The following is a 12,630-nucleotide window of genomic DNA, read 5'->3' on the forward strand; positions in this document are numbered from 1 at the left end:
CGGAAGGAAAGACGCGCGTGGCGAACAGGACAATACTCATCGTCGGAGCGGGCCCTGTCGGGCTTACCCTTGCGTGGCAACTGGTCAGCGCCGGGTTCGACGTGAAGGTTTTCGAGGCAGAGAGCGAAATTTCCGACCAGTTGCGCGCCTCGACCTTTCACCCGCCGACACTGGATATGTTCGATGCCTCCGGAATCACGGCCAAGCTGATCGCTGCGGGCCGGATCACGCCCACCTGGCAGATCCGTATGCACGAAACGGGAGAGCGCGCCGAATTCGACCTTGGCGTGCTGGCCGATGACACGGCGCACCCCTATCGGCTGCAATGCCGCCAGGCGAACCTCAGCCGTGCCCTGCTGGCGATGCTGCCCGCAGATACGGTGCACTTCGGCGCAGAGGTCAGCGCGGTATCCCAGGACACAAGGGGCGTCAGTGTCGTCGCGAACGGCGAAACGCATCGGGGCTGGGCGGTGGTCGGCTGCGACGGCGCGCGCAGCCTGGTGCGCCACGCCGTCGGCGCGGATTTCGAGGGCACGACCTATCCTGAAAGCACCATTCTGGTGACGACGCATTTCCCCTTCGATCAGCACCTCGATGACCTGTCCGGCGTGAACTACATCTGGAAACCGGGCGGCACCTACTCCCTGCTGCGCCTGCCCGATCTCTGGCGCGTCTCGCTGCACCCAGAAGACGGGCAAAGCCCCGAAGACGCGCTGAGCGATGCCTCCATCCGGGCCCAGACCCTTGCCGTGGTGCCGGAGGCGGGCAATATCGACATCGTCGAAAAGCGTATCTACCGCGTGCACCGCCGTGTCGCCTCGACCTATCGCAAGGGGATGGTCTTTCTGTGCGGGGATGCGGCCCACCTCAATTCACCCAAGGGCGGGATGGGGCTGAACGGGGGCGTGCACGATGCCTTCAACCTGGCGGAAAAGCTGGCCGGGGTGGCCGCCGGCGCGGACGACGCGCTGCTGGATCGCTATGAGGCGCAGCGGCGCCCGGTGGCCCGCGATGACATCCTCGCCCAGGCAGATGAAAACCGCCGCCGCATGAACACGACCGACCAGACCGAACGACTGACCCACCTGCGCAACCTCCAGGCCATTGCCGCCGACCCGGCAAAGGCGCGTGACTTCCTGTTGCGCTCGTCCATGATCAGCGGCCTGCGCCGCACGCGTGAACTGGCATGACGGTGCACCCCCGCCTGCCTGTTGTCCTGTTTGCCTGTGCGGGCTGTCGCACGCCCCGCCGCGCCCGCAGACCTCGCCGGCCCCATCCATTTCCCGCCGTCGGAAACAGCGGTCCCTGCCACGGGGCGCGCCCAGTCTTCGCACGGCGGCGCCCACCTGCCATGAAAGACCCGAGACTATGACATTTGCCCTTCCCATCACGCCGCCGTCCCGTGTTGCCGGACTGGTTTCCGGCAAGCCGTCCCTTGGCGGCGGCGTCGATCTGCCGGTGTTTTACCCGGCCACCGGCGCGCAGATCTCAACCCTGACCGAAGATGACGCCGCCGCCGTCGATGCCGCCGTCCTGGCCGCCCGCGCCGCCTTTGATCGTGGCCCCTGGCCGGGCCTGTCGGTCGCGAAACGGATCGAGGTTCTGGAGGATTGCCGCGACACCATCCTTGCCAACGTCGACGAACTGGCGCGACTGGAATGCGCCGCGACCGGCCTCGTTCTCAAGGAACTCAAGGCCCGCCACATGCTGCGCGCTGCCTCGAACTTTCGCTTCTTTGGCGAATATATCTCGCAGGCCGCCGGCCAGAGCTATACCCAGACCGAAGGCTACATGACCTACGTGACCCGCGAACCCGTGGGGGTCGCCGCGCTGATCGCGCCATGGAACGCCCCCATCGCGCTGGCCACGATGAAGATCGCCGCCGCCTTGGCCTTCGGAAACACCGCCGTGCTGAAACCATCGGAACAGACGCCGCTGGCGCTGGCCCGCCTGGTCGAACTGCTTCAGGAGGTGCTGCCCGAAGGGGTGCTGAACCTCGTCAACGGGCGGGGCACCGTCACCGGGGCTGCGCTGGTGGCGCATCCGGGCGTGGACCTGATCAGCTTTACCGGCGGCACCGAAACCGGGCGTTCGATCATGTCCGCGGCCGGGCGCAACCTTGTGCCCTGCACGATGGAACTGGGCGGCAAATCCGCCAATATCATCTTTGCTTCCGCCGATCCCGACCGCGCGCTCGACGGGGCGCTTCAGGGGATCTTCTCGAACAACGGGCAGCAATGCCTGGCCGGGTCCCGGATCCTGGTCGAACGCCCGATCTTCGACGATTTCGTCGCCCGTTTCCGCGATCGCGCCGCAAAGGTCCGCGTCGGTGATCCGCTGGCAGACGAGACCGAGGTCGGCCCCCTTGCCTCGCTGTCGCACATGAACCGCGTCCTGTCCTTTGCCGACACGGCCCGAGAGGACGGCGGCAGCCTGCTGATCGGCGGCACCCGGCGTGACGATCTGGGCGAGGGGTATTTCATCTCTCCCACCGCTGTGCTGGCCCGCTCGAATGCCGATCGCTGCGCCCAGCAAGAGATTTTCGGCCCCTTCGCCACCTTCATCCCGTTCGACGGCGTGGACGAGGCAGTGGCCATCGCGAATGACACGGCCTTCGGCCTTGTCAGCTATGTCTGGTCGGATCACATGCCGACCGTCATGGCGACGACCCCGCGTCTGCGCTCTGGCGTGGTCTGGGTGAACACCCCGATGATGCGCGAACTGCGCGCGCCGTTCGGTGGGTTCAAGACGTCGGGCGTGGGCCGCGAAGGCGGCGCCTCCTGCGAGGCATTCTACACAGAAGAGAAGACCACGACGATCCCGCTTTCGCCCCCGCCGCTGCGTCGGTTCGGGGCCTGAGCGTACAATAAAATCCAACAGGGAAATCAGGAAACGCACATGTCTTATATCAGAACATTCGCCATGTCCGCCGCGCTTGCGGTGGCCGCGCTTGCCGCGCCCGTCCAGGCCCAGGAAAGCATCAAGGTCGGCACCTTCGTGCCGGAACAATCCACCGGCGTGGCCCAGGTCATCAAGCCCTGGCTCGAGGCCGTCCAGGCCGAGGCCGGTGATACCGTGCGCATGCAACCCTTCTGGGGCGGCACGCTGGGCAAGGACCCCTACAAGCAATTCGAACTGGTACAGAACGGTGTCGCGGATGCGACCTGGGTGCTGCCGGGCTATACGGCGGGCCAGTTCCCGGAAATGGGCATCTTCGAACTGCCCTTCCTGTTCCGCACGGCACAGGAGGCGTCTCTGGTCGGCTGGAAGCTTAACGAGATGGGCCTGCTGACGGGCCTCGACGGGGTTCACATGGTGGGCTTCTTTGCCGCCGAACCCAACGCCATCTTCCTCAGCACGCCGGTCGACAGCCTGGAAGGGCTGGCCAACCTCAAGATCCGCTCGGCAGGCTCGATTCAGGCCAAGTGGCTTGAAAGCCTCGGCGCCGCGCCGCAAACCCTGTCGTCGGCCGAATTCAACGAAGGCCTGTCGCGTGGCACGGTCGATGGCGCCATTCAGGGCTGGACGGGGATGAAGACCTTCAAGTCGCTGCCGCTGGTCGAACAGGCCATCGAGGCCCCCGCCGGCGCGATCCCCTTCCTGCTGCTGATGAACGAACGCAAATGGGAAAGCCTCTCGCCCGAGTTGCAGGAGATTGTCATGAAGCATGGCGGTGCCGCCTTCGCCGAGGCCGGCGGCAACGCCTATGCCTCTGCCGGGGCCGCGATCCGCGAAGAGGTCGAGGCCGAGGGCCGGATCTCTCTCATGACCTTCACCGACGAAGAGCTGGCCAGCTACGAAGATTCCGTCCAGCCGATCTACGACGACTGGATCGCGGCGACCCCGAACGGGCAGGCCGTCTATGATGCAACGGTAAAGCTGCTCGGCGAAATCCGCGGCAAGGACTGAAGGACAGGGCGCCATGACCACCTCTGCAAGACTTGACCGCATCACCCAGAAGGCCGCCGTGATCGGCTTCATGGGCCTGGTGATCATGGCGCTGCTGATCACCTGGGACGGGGCAGCGCGCTATATGTGGCTGCCCCGGATCTCGGGCTTTTCGGACTACGGCGAAGTCGTCTTTCCCATCGTCATCGCCAGCTGCTTTCCCGCCGGGCTGCTGCGCCAGACCAACGTCACCGTACGGGTGTTCGGCAATCTCGGCGGGCCGCGTGTCCATGCCGCGCTGGAAACCTTCGGCGCGGTGCTGACGCTGGCCTTTTTCGGCCTGCTGACCTGGCAGTTCATCCGCCTCACGGGCCAGTTCGAGGCAGGCGGCCGCACCACCAGGACAATCGGCGTGATGCTGGCTCCCTGGTGGTACGTGACCACCGCCATCATGGCCATTTGCGTCCCGGTTCAGGCCTTTGTCGCCTGGTCCTGGCTGGTGGCCACCGTCAAGGGCGATCTGCCCGATATCGCCAGCCTTCGCGACGACGCCGAAGAGCTGATGGAACTGGAAGGCTGACATGCTGAGCGATCCCTTTACCACCGGCCTTCTGGGTCTTCTGGCCATGTTCGTGCTGATCTTCCTTCAGGTGCCCGTGGGCATCGCCATGGGGATCGTCGGCGTCGTCGGTTGCGGGCTGATCATCGGTTTCGCCCCGGCGCTGACGCTGCTGGCGACCGAACCGTCCTCCTCGATGGCGTCGGAAAGCTTTGCCGTCGTCGCCATGTTCCTGCTGATGGGCAACCTGGCCCACGTCGGCGGGCTGTCGCGCGAACTCTACCGCCTCGCGCATGTCTACCTCGGTCACAAGCGCGGCGGGCTGATCTTTGCGACCATCGGCGCCTGCGCGGGCTTCGGCGCGATCTGCGGCTCTTCTGTCGCCACGGCGGCGACAATGGCCCGCATCGCCCTGCCCGAGATGCTGGAGCGCGGCTATGCCAAGTCGCTGGCCGCGGGGTCCATCGCGGCGGGCGGAACGCTGGGCATGATCGTTCCGCCCTCCGTCGTCATGATCCTCTATGCCATCCTGACCGAGAATTCGATCATCGCGCTGTTCCTCGCGGCCATCGTGCCCGGCCTGCTGGCGGTCCTGGTGTACTTTGTCGCGGTCTACTTCGTCGTCCGGGCCAATCCAGACGCCGCGCCGGTCGGACCCAAGGCCAGCTGGCGCGAACGCCGACAGGTCACCGGGCAAGGCTGGGCGGTGGTGCTTCTGGCCGTCATCGTCTCGGGCGGCATCTATTCGGGGATCTTCACGGTGTCCGAAGCGGCGTCGGTCGGGGCGACCGTGGCGCTGCTGCTGGCCCTCTTCCGGCGGCGCCTGACGGTGAGAAAGTTCCTCGCGGCCCTCGGCGATACCGCGGCCAATACCGGCATGATCTTCATCATGATCATCGGCGCCTCGGTGTTTTCCTACTTCGCCACGCTGTCCGGCCTACCCATGGCCACGGTCGACTGGATTCAGAGCCTGGCCCTGCCGCCGCTGCTGGTGCTCTGCCTGCTGATGGTCTTCTACCTGATCCTCGGCGCGATCTTCGACACCATCGCGGCCATGGTGCTGACACTGCCCTTCGTCTACCCGCTGATCATCGGGCTGGGCTACGACCCGGTCTGGTGGGGCGTGATCAACATCGTGGTGATCGAACTGGGCATGATCACACCGCCCATCGGCATCAACGTCTTCGTCCTGCACGGCATGGCGCGCGACCTGCCGCTCTCGACGATCTTCCGGGGCGTCGTCCCCTTCATCATCGCTGACGTGGTGCGACTGGTCATCCTGATCCTGTTCCCACCCCTCAGCCTCTGGCTCCCCGGAGTACTCGGATGGCTCTGAAAGAATATGGCAACGCAGGCACGATCGGGGTCCTGACCCCGCAGGCCAACACCACCGTCGAACCCGAACTCTGGGCGCTGCTGCCCGCGCACTGGTCCATGCTCAACGCGCGCCTGACATCCGACAAGGGCACGATCGAGGACCGGCTGGTCGACTACACCACCAAGTTCGCAGAAACCTCGGGCCAGTTCGCCAATGCCCCGGTCGACGTGCTGACAGCGGCCTGCACCGGGGCCTCCTACCTGATCGGCCAACAGGCCGAGGCGCGCCTCGTGGACCAGGTGCAGGCCCGGCGCAATCTGCCCTTCCTGACCGCCGCGCTGGCGTCTGTTGCGGCCCTCAGGGCGATGGGCGCCAGAAAGATCGCCCTGCTGACCCCCTATCCCGAAAGCCTGAATGTCCATTCGACACCGTACTGGGAAAGCTTCGGTTTCCAGGTCGTGGCCAAGGCCGGGCCCGAACTGGAAACCAGCGCGTTCCATCCGATCTATGCAATGACGGGGCCGGGCGTCCTGGCGTCCTATCGCAGGCTTTCGGCAGACAGCGGCGCGGATGCGGTTCTCATGCTCGGTACCGGCATGGCCACGCTGCACCCCATGATCGCGGGCCACGCCGAAGGGCTGATCCCGGCGATTTCATGCAACGTGGCGCTGGTCTGGGCCGCCGTGCAAAAGACCACGTGGGACAAGGTGTCGGACGGTGATTTGCAGGCATGGATCACCGGCAGGCAATGGGCGGACCGGCTGAACGTGATGTACCCCGCACCCTGATCCGCCCACCCCCACAGCCCCGCGTACGACCCCCGCCAGCCGCCCCTGCGCCGACCGGCGGCAGATCGGTCATGGCGCGCCCTGCCGCGACGGGATAACACTGTCGCGCCACGACGGAGGGATGCCATGACGCCGGAAACATTGTCGCAGTTTTACCTGGGCTATATCGATTGCCTCAACACGCAGGACTGGGCGCGCCTCGGCCTCTACGTGCACGGCGCTGTCGAACACAACGACAGGCCGCTTGGGCTGGACGGCTATCGGCAGATGCTCGAAAACGACTTTCGTGCCATCCCGGACCTGACGTTCAACATCGCCAAGCTCGCTTCGCAGCCGCCCTGCATCGCCGCACGGCTGGCCTTCGACTGTACCCCGGTGGGCACGCTTTTCGATCTGCCGGTCGACGGGCGGCGCGTGCAGTTCAGCGAAAATGTCTTTTACGAGGTCGCCGAGGGGCGCATCAGATGGGTCTGGTCCGTCATCGACACTGCGGCAATCGCGGCGCAGCTCTGACAGGTCTGGCCCCCGAACTGGCCCCGAGCTGGCCCCAAGACAGACCCGCCCCACGACACTGGCGCCCGCACCGCTGGCAGCCGCGCCGCTTCCTGCATCGGCTCTGCCTGAAATGCCACCCTGTCGCCACACCCGACCCTGCGCGCAGCGCGGGCGGTCTTACGATCCCCTGCCGGATGGCCTAACCTAGAGGGGTCACAGGACAACGGGGCATCGACATGCTGAACAGGGTTGGCGATCAGCGTACCGCGACAATCGACTTGATGCTGGCCGGGTTGCTGTCGTCAATCGCCGGGGCGCTGAATGCCGTCGGATTTCTGATGGCCGGGTCGTTCACCGCGAACATGACGGGCAATGTCTCGGCCTTTGCCGATCACCTGGCCGGGGGGCAGGTCGGGCTGGCGCTGTCATTCGCGGGACTGGCGGCGGCCTTCATCTGCGGCGCGGCGGCCGCCGCCCTGGCGATCCAGCTGGGCGAGGCACGGCATCTGCGCTCGGTCTACGCCCTGGCCATCGTGGCCGAGGCCGCCTTGCTGCTGTTGCTCGGCGCGGCGCTGGTCTCGACCGCCGACGATGCGCAGCAGGTGCCACTGGTCATCGCGCTCAGCTTCATCATGGGGCTGCAAAATGCGGTGACCACGCTGATTTCACGGGCGCGGGTGCGCACCACGCATGTCTCCGGGATGGCGACGGATGTCGGCATCGAACTGGCGGCTCTGGTCGCGGGCGACACGGCGCGCCGCGCGGCCCTGCCGAACCTCAGGCTGCATGGGCTGACGCTGGTTTCCTTTGCGGCGGGCGGTGTCGCCGGGGCCTTGCTGTTCGCGCTGATCGGGCGCTGGCTGTTCGTCCTTGCCGCCGCCGTGCTGCTGCTGATCGCCCTGCCCGAAGTCATCCGGGGGCAGCGCCGCTGATCAGCGCGGGCGCACGGGCCGCCCCTGCGGCAAACCTCCCGTCCCCCGTCCCCCGTCTTCCGCCGCATCCGGGGGGCATCTGATCGCCAGCGCTCCGGCCATCTCTCCGCCGGGCGTCTCACCTCACCGCCGGCCATCTCACCTCCGGGCCGCACTCCGAGGCCGGTCTTGCTGTTGGCGGGTCCGGTCGGCAAACGCGCCCGCTGCACCGTGCGCGGCGTTAATCAGGGTTGTTCGACCTCACGCGCACCGCTCACTCACCGCTCGGATACCGTCAAGATACCGACGTTGCAAAATGGCCTCCGGCCCTTGTTAACATGGCACTTTGGCCGAGTCGCCGCGCCGACGTCGGTATTGCCCCTTTGCCCCCCGCGCGCCATCTTGGTCTGCCCCCGTGCGATTGTATCCACAAGGTACCTTGTGCCGCCCGGTCAAGGGCTTAGGTTAAGCCGGGCGTTTGCAACGCAGCCAGGACCTTCAGCCAAGGGCGACGCATGACCAATTCCAATTCTCCCGGGCACGCCAAGGCCGGTTCGCTCACCCACGATCTGGACGAAGCCGGCCGTCCCCACGCCCCGCCCATCCCAGGCGCCACCGATCTGCACCGCCGCCAAGGCCGCCACCTGGCCGCGATCCACCGGATGCATCTGCGTGACATCGCTGAAATCAGCGGTCTCGTCGCGCGGATCGACAGCGACACCAGCGCCCCGGGCCAGCTGGTCGACAAGGTGCAGGCCCTTGCAGTGACACGCAATATTCGCACCTTTGGCACTCTGTGCGGTGGCGAATGCAACCGCCTGCTGTTCCACCATGACGCCGAGGAACAGCACGTCTTTCCCATCCTCGAACAACGCGGCAGCGACGGTCTGCGTGCCGTCGTGGCCAAGCTGCGCCAGGAACACGAAGTCATTCATACCCTGCTGGAACAGCTCGCGATCGGGGCCCGGCGCGTGTTGTCGGAACCCGACGCATCGGCCTACGGGGATCTGCGCGCCACCTTCACTGCACTTGAAACCGCGCTCCGATCGCACTTTCATTACGAGGAAACCGAGCTTGAAGAAGCGCTCGGTGTTCATGATGCCCTTTGACAGATACCCACAGGAACAGGACCTGACATGACCCTTAAACTCAAAGTCATCACCGGCTCGACCCGGCCCGGCCGCGTCGGCCCCACCGTTGCCAAATGGGCTGTCCAAGCCGCTGAGGCAAATGGCAAATTCGAGGTCGAGGCCGTTGACCTGGCAGACATGAACCTGCCGCTGCTCGACGAAGCCAACCACCCGGCGATGCAGAAATACGAACATGAGCACACCAAGCGCTGGAGCGCGATCATCGGGGATGCGGACGCGTTTGTCTTCGTCACGCCTGAGTACGATTTCTTTGCCCCCGCCGCGCTGGTCAATGCGGTGCAGGTGCTGCTGAAGGAATGGAAATACAAACCCGCGGGCGTTGTCAGCTATGGCGGTATCTCGGGCGGGCTGCGCTCGGCGCAGGTGCTGCGCGGGCTGCTTGGAAACGTCGGGGCCGTCGCCATCCCTCAAGGCGTGCCGCTGCCGCTGTTTTCGCAATATATCTCTGACGATGGCACGTTCACGCCCAACGAAAAGGTCACCGAGGGTGCCGAGGCGATGTTCGATGAACTGGCCCGTTGGGCCGGCGCGCTCAAGCCGCTGCACAGCCCCGCCTGATCAGCCGCCGTTCTTTGCGGCCCCTGACACGGAAACAGCCGGACCCGCAGGGGCCCGGCTGTTTCACTTTTGCCATGGCTGTACAGCCGGTTGTAGCGGCCTCAGGCCGCCAGACCGCGCGCGCCCATGTCTAGGAATTTCTTGCGGCGATCATGGATCAACGCCTTGCGATCCATCCCTTTCATGCTGTCCAGCAGGCCCTGGATCTCGGTGCCCACGGCCTTCATGGATTGATCCGGCCCGCGATGTGCGCCGCCGACCGGCTCTCCGATGATCCGGTCGATCACACCCAGGTTGTGCAGGTCCTGGGCGGTGACCCGCATGGCCTCGGCGGCCTCACGCATCTTTTCCGCGTTCTTCCACAAGATCGACGCGCAGCCCTCGGGCGAGATGACGGAATAGATCGAATGTTCCAGCATCGCGACGCGGTTCGCCGCGGCAATCGCGACAGCGCCGCCCGATCCGCCCTCGCCAATGATCACGCTGATCATCGGCACGCCGATCTGAAGGCACTTTTCCGTAGACCTGGCAATGGCTTCGGACTGACCGCGTTCCTCGGCACCCTTGCCGGGATAGGCCCCGGCGGTATCAACCAGGCTGATCACGGGCATGTTGAAACGGTCCGCGATTTCCATCAGGCGGATCGCCTTGCGATAGCCTTCGGGCCGGGCCATGCCGAAATTCCGTTCGATCCGGCTCTTGGTGTCGTTGCCCTTTTCGTGGCCGATCACCATCACGGGGCGGTCGTTGAAACGTGCCAGGCCACCCATCAGGGCCAGGTCATCGGCAAAGTTCCGGTCGCCCGCCAGCGGAGTGTATTCGCTGAACAGGTTCGCGATGTAATCCTTGCAATGGGGGCGGTCGGGGTGGCGCGCCACCTGGCATTTGCGCCAGGGCGTCAGCTTGGCATACATGTCCACCAGCATGTCGGCGGCTTTCTTGTCCAGCGCCGCCGCCTCGGACTCGACGTCCATATCCTCGTTCTGCCGGGCCATGGCACGCAGCTCTTCGGCCTTGCCTTCAATCTCGGCAAGGGGGCGTTCAAAGTCGAGGTAATTGGTCATCCGGGACTCCCACTTTCACTGCTGGTTATATGACGGCGACAGGCTCGGGATGCAATAAGGCAAGATATGGCGCGCCCGCGCCGGCTCGGATCTGCCGCCGGACGCGGCCTCCGGCCTGCCCGTCAGTGCAGGAACACCGGATAAAGCGATGCCACCAGCAATGCCGCCATCGACCAGTTGAACGCGCGCAGGCGGGTCGGGTTGCGCAACAGCCGGCGGACCTGTTGCCCCAGCACCACCCAGATCGACAGCGACGGCAGACAGACCAGGCCGAACACCAGGGCGATCAGTGCCACCGCCGGCAGGCTGCGGCCCGGCGCGTAGATGGTGATCGCCGTCAGTGACATGGTCCAGGCCTTTGGGTTAACCCATTGAAAGGCGACGGCCTGTAAAAAGCTCATCGGGCGGCGTGTCGGGTCGGTCTCATTGCCCGGCGGGGCGGCGTTGGCGATTTTCCACGCCAGGTACAACAGGTAGGCAACACTGGCCACGGTCAGGATCTGGCGCAACATCGGCAGGGTTTCGAACAATTGCATCAGGCCGATCCCGACCAGCAGAACCATCGCGGCGAAACCGAACGCGATGCCCAGCATATGTGGCAGGGTGCGCCGATAGCCAAAGTTCGCGCCCGACGCCATCACCATCAGGTTGTTCGGCCCCGGAGTGACGGACGACACGACGCAGAAAAGGATCAGTGCCGCAAGAAAGTTCAGTGTCAGCGTCGTCATGGATGCCTCGGGTTATGGCGTTGCGAAGGGGGAAGGTGATTGCAATCATATGCGACGACGCAGCGCTACGGATTGCAATGTGCGGATTTTTGTAAGAGATTTTGCAACAAATGGCTAAACTGGATGACATAAACCGAAAGATATTGCGCGTTCTCTCCAAGGACGGCCGCGTGTCGAATCTTGATCTGGCCGATCGCGTCGGCCTGTCACCCTCGGCGTGTCTGCGCCGCGTGCAGGAGCTTGAGAAAAGCGGCGTGATCCTGGGCTATCGTGCGGTGCTTGATCCGATGGCAATGGGGGTGGGGTTCGTTGCCTATGTCAGCGTGGGCCTGTCGGAACATACCAAGCTGTCCCAGGAAACCTTCGAACAGACGATCGCGGCCTCGCCCGAGGTGCGCGAATGCCATAACATCACCGGATCACGCGAATACCTGCTGCGGGTCGAGGCGGCGGATCTCGCCGCCTACAAGAGGTTCCACACAGACGTGCTGGGCACGCTGCCCCATGTCAACGCGCTGACCTCTTATGTTGTCATGGGCTCGCCCAAGGACGAACGCGCCTGATGGATCAGTCGCAATAGGCGGCCTGTTCCGCAATGGCCTGGCCCGCGCCCGTCAGGCTGACCGGATAGGTCTGCCCGCCCACGGTCAGCTGCTGACCGCGCCGCAGGATGTCGAGAAAGGTGTCGCGTGCCGCGGCGTCCGGGAACAGCATCTTGTAGCCATGCACTGTGCCTGAGGCGATGTTGGGATCTTTCGTCGCGCCGGTGTACGCCACCAGATAGCCGCCTTCGTTGCCATCAACGGCAAAGCGGACCTCGGCGGTATACGCCTTGCCGCGCCCCGCCTTTCCCGGCACTCCGGGCAGCTTGTCGGCAAAACCCAACCGGACCGAAGGCGCGCCTTCGTCGCAGCGAATCGAGAAATACTCACCCACCTGCGCGCGCTCCTGCGTCAGGTACATCAACAGGCCGTTCTTGTCGGCTTCCTTGCTCTGCATCCATTGTCCGGCAAAGACCTTGGCGATCGGAGTTTCGATCACGTCCTGCGCAAAGACAGGCGTGGCAAGGCAAAGGCCGGTCAGGCCGATGGCAAGGGCGGTCTTGGGAAGGTGCATGGCAATCTCCGGTCGCTGGCTGCGAAAATCGTGTCGGGCTGCAACCTAAAGCGT

14 protein-coding genes are annotated in these 12,630 nt (G+C 65.0%); 11 read left to right on the top strand and 3 right to left on the bottom strand.

The window, feature by feature from the left end:
• Positions 1 to 17 precede the first annotated feature (17 nt).
• From DL237_RS15975 to DL237_RS16020, 10 genes are all read left to right on the top strand, one after another.
• Positions 18 to 1,190: an FAD-dependent oxidoreductase gene (locus tag DL237_RS15975; RefSeq protein WP_119400093.1), complete on the top strand. Its 1,173-nt coding sequence runs from the start codon at positions 18 to 20 to the stop codon at positions 1,188 to 1,190.
• Positions 1,191 to 1,368: 178 nt separating this feature from the next.
• Complete coding sequence (locus DL237_RS15980; RefSeq protein WP_119400094.1) at positions 1,369 to 2,859, top strand: aldehyde dehydrogenase; 1,491 nt, start codon at positions 1,369 to 1,371, stop codon at positions 2,857 to 2,859.
• 39 nt (positions 2,860 to 2,898) lie between these two features.
• A complete protein-coding gene (locus DL237_RS15985; RefSeq protein WP_119400095.1) occupies positions 2,899 to 3,909 on the top strand; it encodes a TRAP transporter substrate-binding protein in 1,011 nt (336 codons plus the stop codon).
• 13 nt (positions 3,910 to 3,922) lie between these two features.
• Positions 3,923 to 4,468 carry a TRAP transporter small permease gene (locus DL237_RS15990; protein WP_119400096.1) on the top strand — a complete coding sequence of 182 codons (546 nt, stop codon included), beginning with the start codon at positions 3,923 to 3,925 and terminating at the stop codon, positions 4,466 to 4,468.
• Position 4,469: 1 nt separating this feature from the next.
• Positions 4,470 to 5,783: a TRAP transporter large permease gene (locus DL237_RS15995; RefSeq protein ID WP_119400097.1), complete on the top strand. Its 1,314-nt coding sequence runs from the start codon at positions 4,470 to 4,472 to the stop codon at positions 5,781 to 5,783.
• On the top strand, positions 5,774 to 6,553 hold the full coding sequence (locus DL237_RS16000) for a maleate cis-trans isomerase family protein (protein ID WP_119400098.1): 780 nt from the start codon (positions 5,774 to 5,776) through the stop codon (positions 6,551 to 6,553). The genes DL237_RS15995 and DL237_RS16000 overlap by 10 nt, the downstream gene beginning before the upstream one ends.
• Positions 6,554 to 6,679: 126 nt before the next feature.
• Positions 6,680 to 7,066, top strand: coding sequence for an ester cyclase (locus DL237_RS16005; RefSeq protein ID WP_119400099.1), 387 nt, complete (start codon positions 6,680 to 6,682; stop codon positions 7,064 to 7,066).
• A 218-nt stretch (positions 7,067 to 7,284) separates the two neighbouring features.
• A complete protein-coding gene (locus tag DL237_RS16010) occupies positions 7,285 to 7,980 on the top strand; it encodes a YoaK family protein (RefSeq protein WP_119400100.1) in 696 nt (231 codons plus the stop codon).
• A gap of 494 nt (positions 7,981 to 8,474) precedes the next feature.
• Positions 8,475 to 9,068 (top strand): hemerythrin domain-containing protein, encoded by a 594-nt coding sequence (locus DL237_RS16015; RefSeq protein ID WP_119400101.1) that lies wholly within the window; start codon positions 8,475 to 8,477, stop codon positions 9,066 to 9,068.
• 27 nt (positions 9,069 to 9,095) lie between these two features.
• Positions 9,096 to 9,668, top strand: a complete 573-nt coding sequence (locus DL237_RS16020; RefSeq protein WP_119400102.1) for an NADPH-dependent FMN reductase — start codon at positions 9,096 to 9,098, stop codon at positions 9,666 to 9,668.
• Positions 9,669 to 9,769: 101 nt separating this feature from the next.
• Here the strand turns inward: DL237_RS16020 and DL237_RS16025 are convergent, their stop codons facing one another.
• Both DL237_RS16025 and DL237_RS16030 read right to left on the bottom strand, forming a co-directional pair.
• On the bottom strand, positions 9,770 to 10,732 hold the full coding sequence (locus tag DL237_RS16025) for an acetyl-CoA carboxylase carboxyltransferase subunit alpha (RefSeq protein ID WP_119400103.1): 963 nt from the start codon (positions 10,730 to 10,732) through the stop codon (positions 9,770 to 9,772).
• Positions 10,733 to 10,854: 122 nt separating this feature from the next.
• On the bottom strand, positions 10,855 to 11,451 hold the full coding sequence (locus tag DL237_RS16030; protein WP_119400179.1) for a LysE family translocator: 597 nt from the start codon (positions 11,449 to 11,451) through the stop codon (positions 10,855 to 10,857).
• Positions 11,452 to 11,570: 119 nt separating this feature from the next.
• Here DL237_RS16030 and DL237_RS16035 point away from each other — a divergent pair, with 119 nt between their 5' ends.
• Positions 11,571 to 12,023, top strand: a complete 453-nt coding sequence (locus DL237_RS16035) for an Lrp/AsnC family transcriptional regulator (RefSeq protein ID WP_119400104.1) — start codon at positions 11,571 to 11,573, stop codon at positions 12,021 to 12,023.
• 4 nt (positions 12,024 to 12,027) lie between these two features.
• Here DL237_RS16035 and DL237_RS16040 read toward each other — a convergent pair whose 3' ends face one another.
• Entirely contained in the window at positions 12,028 to 12,576 is a 549-nt protein-coding gene (locus DL237_RS16040; RefSeq protein WP_119400105.1) for a hypothetical protein, read from the bottom strand.
• Between the last annotated feature and the right edge of the window lie 54 nt (positions 12,577 to 12,630).

Origin of the sequence: Pseudooceanicola sediminis, from assembly GCF_003575965.1 — a bacterium.
GTDB classification, from domain to species: Bacteria; Pseudomonadota; Alphaproteobacteria; order Rhodobacterales; family Rhodobacteraceae; genus Pseudooceanicola; species Pseudooceanicola sediminis.

Coding starts and splice junctions, on each gene's coding strand:
- DL237_RS16025 (WP_119400103.1), bottom strand. CDS start 10,732: ATGACCAATTACCTCGACTTTGAACGCCCCCTTGCCGAGATTGAAGGC.
- DL237_RS15980 (WP_119400094.1), top strand. CDS start 1,369: ATGACATTTGCCCTTCCCATCACGCCGCCGTCCCGTGTTGCCGGACTG.
- DL237_RS15990 (WP_119400096.1), top strand. CDS start 3,923: ATGACCACCTCTGCAAGACTTGACCGCATCACCCAGAAGGCCGCCGTG.
- DL237_RS15985 (WP_119400095.1), top strand. CDS start 2,899: ATGTCTTATATCAGAACATTCGCCATGTCCGCCGCGCTTGCGGTGGCC.
- DL237_RS16010 (WP_119400100.1), top strand. CDS start 7,285: ATGCTGAACAGGGTTGGCGATCAGCGTACCGCGACAATCGACTTGATG.
- DL237_RS16020 (WP_119400102.1), top strand. CDS start 9,096: ATGACCCTTAAACTCAAAGTCATCACCGGCTCGACCCGGCCCGGCCGC.
- DL237_RS16005 (WP_119400099.1), top strand. CDS start 6,680: ATGACGCCGGAAACATTGTCGCAGTTTTACCTGGGCTATATCGATTGC.
- DL237_RS16035 (WP_119400104.1), top strand. CDS start 11,571: ATGGCTAAACTGGATGACATAAACCGAAAGATATTGCGCGTTCTCTCC.
- DL237_RS16015 (WP_119400101.1), top strand. CDS start 8,475: ATGACCAATTCCAATTCTCCCGGGCACGCCAAGGCCGGTTCGCTCACC.
- DL237_RS16000 (WP_119400098.1), top strand. CDS start 5,774: ATGGCTCTGAAAGAATATGGCAACGCAGGCACGATCGGGGTCCTGACC.
- DL237_RS16040 (WP_119400105.1), bottom strand. CDS start 12,576: ATGCACCTTCCCAAGACCGCCCTTGCCATCGGCCTGACCGGCCTTTGC.
- DL237_RS15995 (WP_119400097.1), top strand. CDS start 4,470: ATGCTGAGCGATCCCTTTACCACCGGCCTTCTGGGTCTTCTGGCCATG.